General features: G+C 52.5%; 5 protein-coding genes and 1 pseudogene. 1 reads left to right on the forward strand and 5 read right to left on the reverse strand.

Features of this window, described 5'->3' with window-relative positions; all coding sequences use genetic code 11:
- The coding region (locus tag METMK1DRAFT_RS00685; RefSeq protein WP_009069605.1) for an IS200/IS605 family accessory protein TnpB-related protein at window positions 1–547 on the forward strand (547 nt) is incomplete at its 5' end.
- Between the two features lie 477 nt (window positions 548–1,024).
- Here the strand turns inward: METMK1DRAFT_RS00685 and METMK1DRAFT_RS19350 are convergent.
- From METMK1DRAFT_RS19350 to METMK1DRAFT_RS19365, 5 genes and pseudogenes are all read right to left on the reverse strand, one after another.
- Window positions 1,025–1,150 carry a hypothetical protein gene (locus tag METMK1DRAFT_RS19350; protein ID WP_281034063.1) on the reverse strand — a complete coding sequence of 42 codons (126 nt, stop codon included), beginning with the start codon at window positions 1,148–1,150 and terminating at the stop codon, window positions 1,025–1,027.
- Window positions 1,151–1,919: 769 nt separating this feature from the next.
- Window positions 1,920–2,045 (reverse strand): hypothetical protein, encoded by a 126-nt coding sequence (locus tag METMK1DRAFT_RS19355; protein WP_281034064.1) that lies wholly within the window; start codon window positions 2,043–2,045, stop codon window positions 1,920–1,922.
- Entirely contained in the window at window positions 2,042–2,242 is a 201-nt protein-coding gene (locus METMK1DRAFT_RS00690) for a hypothetical protein (protein ID WP_216586083.1), read from the reverse strand. Before METMK1DRAFT_RS00690 ends, METMK1DRAFT_RS19355 begins: the two co-directional genes overlap by 4 nt.
- Window positions 2,243–2,351: 109 nt before the next feature.
- Complete coding sequence (locus tag METMK1DRAFT_RS19360; RefSeq protein WP_009069607.1) at window positions 2,352–2,555, reverse strand: transposase; 204 nt, start codon at window positions 2,553–2,555, stop codon at window positions 2,352–2,354.
- Between the two features lie 41 nt (window positions 2,556–2,596).
- Window positions 2,597–2,865, reverse strand: a pseudogene (locus tag METMK1DRAFT_RS19365) (hypothetical protein); the annotation flags it as partial.

A 2,865-nucleotide genomic window follows, 5' to 3' on the forward strand; every position in this document is an offset into this window, starting at 1 on the left:
TAGGTCTACTAAGGATAGGGAAGTTGGGAGGAAGTTGAGGGAAAAGGACAAGAAGCTTGATGTTAGGAGGAAGATGGCTAAGCTGATCGTTTTGGAGGCTTACGAAAGTAGGAGTGCTATAATTTTGGAGGACTTGTCAAAGAGGGCTCCGGAACACGTGGTTGAGGACGTGAAGGATAAACAGCTCAGGTCGAGGATTTATAGATCTGCATTTTCCTCAATGAAGAATGCTATCGTTGAGAAGGCTAGGGAGTTCGGTGTCCCCGTGATCTTGGTTGATCCTTCTCACACTTCTACTGTCTGTCCAGTCCACTGGACGAAGATCATTTACCAACCCGATGGGGGCGATGCCCCAAGGGTTGGTGTTTGTGAGAGGGGGGAGAGGTGGCATAGGGACGTAGTTGCCCTCTATAATTTGAGGAAAAGGGTTGGAGATGTGAGCCCCGTGCCCTTCATGTCGAAGGAGTCCCATGACCCACCTACCGTAAGTAGGTGGTTGAGGGTTAAGTCACCACACTCGATCGTGATTGAAGACAAAATGAAATGAAAGTGTAGGGACAAACGGCAGACAGCACTTCTTGAGGGAGCTGAGGGACTCCACGTGCCTCCTGAACTGGGGAAACCCACGAGCCAGGTCGAGGTCTTCCCTGGACTCTTCGTCCATAACCTCGTCAGGCGACGGGAAAGCCCTGGTTGTCGGGGAAGTTAGGTCTGCTCGACCTGGACCTTGTGCCCGATCGGGGTCAGGGAGATCGCCACGAAGAGCTTGAACATGAAGTCCGTGTTCCTGGGTGAACTCCCCCTCGAACCTCCCTTACCTTGCACTTCACGTGGCAGTGGAGGAGACCCGCCCCTAGAGTTTCCCCTGCCTCAGGCTGACCTATAACTTCTCCCTCAACGTCTCCCTGCTCCCCTTCCCGAAGGTAGCTAGGAACGAGTCGACCGCCCAGAGCTTCCCGACCCTTCCTTGAAGGGAACTTCCGGGTAGATAACTCCCGAGTCCCCCGTCCAGTTCCTCGACGTATCAGAAGACCTCCCCCATCTCTTCCCTCAACCTCCTCGCCCTGTGCCAGGACTTGAACTTTCGCTCCTTGGGGGACAACCTCATCACCTCGTCGTGCTCGCAATACCCCAACACGTCCAGGAGCACCGCCACACCACAATGCCATCAACGCCCTGAGCACGAGGGAGTCGGCCTAGTGGACGCCGCGAACGTATTGAGCACATAGTTCAACTTCAAGTTTCACGCTCGCTCGCCAACTCTACGGGGGGAGGTAGCTGCACCAAGGTCTCCTAGGACGTCGAGCGACACGACCTCCCCTTTAAGTATTACCATTACCGTACCTCAAAACAAAATTCAGAGTTTCTTAATGATTCTCCCCCGATGCGAATTGATTGCTTTCAAGTTCATCAGATCTTTATTCAATTATTTGCGAGCGGGACACTCTCTCGACTGGGCCCTCAAGATTCGTGGCTAGTAAGGTTCGCTATTGTCACAACAGCTTCATCGATACCTGGTTCCCAACACTCCTGCCTGTTCCTCCATGGTCTTAAAAATATTTAAAGGTTCAAAACAATAAATGGAGAATTACATATAAGTACCATGTTATTTTAAAAGTTGTTATTGTACTAACGGTCTTTTTACTTTTACTTCTATAAACTGTTCATCTTTTTTGACAAGTCTCACAGTGGTATTCTCGACCATAAATATCCCTGCTGATCCAGATATTAACTCGCGTTTATCAAAAGACTTCAGGACATCTAATATGAGATATCCGACATATCATCGACTTACCTTCATGGGCCAAGTCTCTGTTAACTTTATTTTTCCTGCATAGTGTAGCTATTTAGTTACAAATTCCTGAACTGGTCCTCTCTCCCATAGGACTAGGGCTATGAAGTACTTCAACATCTCCGTGCTAAAGTTGACGTTCTTGGCGGTCCCCCTTGAACATGACAGACCTACTTAGGGACTCGTCAGGGTTGACGGGTGAGGTGAAGATGTAGTACCTCAAGGAGAAGTGCGGGTTGTAGTCGTCGCTCACCTCCCTTCTGGAGGTGCTTCCTGAGCTCGTTGAAGGTCCCCTCGCCCCGTCACGGAGAAGAGGAGGTAGAGGCCGGGGACGTGTAGACGAAGCACGTGAAGACCCACTTGTAAAGACAGTGGACTACCTGGATAGCTCAACATCTCGTCAACCTCGCTGACCCTGGACGAGTTCCCTCGCCTCACCCACGACTCCACAAGCTCGTCGTACCTCCTCCAGGAGCGTTTCACCCACGTGAAGGTGATCAAGGGCACGTTTTATCCTGGACAGTAGTTATGGGACTTTAAGGTAACTTAAAGATTTTCATCAGCCCCGGCGGTCCACCTGAACGGCGCTCGAGAACCTGAGGAACGCCTCCACGCTCCTAAGGTTCAGCTCCACTACCAGATCCCTGACGACGTTGTTGATGGTGAAGATCGTGAGGTAGCCCTGAAGCCTCTCCCTCCTCCAGTATGAGGAGTCCTCCAGTCCCAGGGCCTTGACGTCCCTTGGAGGTCCTCGATCTCCCACCTCATCCTCCAGGCCTCCTCGATCTCCTCCCAGCTGAGCGAGAGGTCGGTCGTGTAGAGGTACCTGGCGTGTGTCCCAGAGTCACGTTTACGTTCCCGGACTAGCAACTTCACCATAATCGCTCGGCCTCCCAGGGTCAGGTCGGCGTAGTAGACTCCGGGGGGTATCCCACTGGGAGGCGCCCTCCACCTCCTCGAGGGTCCCCTGGACCGACTCGACCATGGGCTCGGTTGGACCTGAGCCTTGACACTACGTTGTCCGTCACGAGCTTCTCGGACAGTACTGGAGTCGAAGACGACCCTGGCTACCG

It is taken from the genome of Metallosphaera yellowstonensis MK1, from assembly GCF_000243315.1.
Taxonomy (GTDB): domain Archaea; phylum Thermoproteota; class Thermoprotei_A; order Sulfolobales; family Sulfolobaceae; genus Metallosphaera; species Metallosphaera yellowstonensis.